The organism is Collinsella intestinalis DSM 13280 (assembly GCF_000156175.1).
Taxonomy (GTDB): domain Bacteria; phylum Actinomycetota; class Coriobacteriia; order Coriobacteriales; family Coriobacteriaceae; genus Collinsella; species Collinsella intestinalis.
The window spans coordinates 301,595-302,374 of the sequence record NZ_GG692711.1; the positions used below are offsets into that span (position 1 = coordinate 301,595).

Annotated in this window: 1 pseudogene; it reads right to left on the reverse strand. The window is 57.2% G+C overall.

Going from position 1 to position 780, the window contains the following annotated elements:
- Positions 1-331, reverse strand: a pseudogene (locus COLINT_RS08680) (helix-turn-helix domain-containing protein); the annotation flags it as partial.
- Positions 332-780: the final 449 nt, after the last annotated feature.

Genomic DNA, 780 nt, shown 5'->3' on the forward strand with positions numbered 1-780 from the left:
CGAGGGCGGCAGGGGCTGCAGATTTAGCACGCGCGGCGGGTGCGGGCGCGGGCATGGACTCGTACTCAGCCGCCCAGCTCTCCCCCGTAAGCTCGAAAGGTTCAATTTCAAGGATATCTGCGAGCAGCTGCACCACCGCGCGACGCGGGAGCGTTTTGCCACTCACGTACTGGCTCACCTGGCTCTTGCCGAGCTTCGACCCGCGGTCCGCAGCCATACGAATCAGGTCGGCCTGCTTGAGACCGCGCCCGTCCATGGCGTGGCGCAGGCACGAGGCAAAGACCTCCACCGTTGTCGGCGCTGTATTCACGGTGTTTTCACCCTCAGCCACTTCCACTCCAATCATGAAATTGAACTCTAAGTTCAATTTCGCAAGAGTCTATCACGAGAGTTCAATTCTTCGATCAAAAGAGTTCAATTTTCATTGCACATCAAGAAGCCCACATCCAATCGGGACGCCCGCATGCGGCTGCACGTCAACATGCGGCTGCACATCCCATGCACCTGCACGTCCGACGCGGTCTCCCCCCCCATGTAACCAACGCACGCGATCTGGATGCCGTGCACGGTTTGTAGGCTATGAACGATTGGAGGATATGAACGATTGCCGCTTCTTGCACTATTGGAAGCTCAGCATTTCCCCAGGTAGATACATGTACAGAAATGGAGGTTGTGAACGAACCGTTCATAGCTTGCAATTTCTGCCAGGCAAATCGTTCACAGCCTCCAACCGTTCATATCCTGCAAAAATGCCCAGGCGCCGGGCCCAGGCGCCCGTGC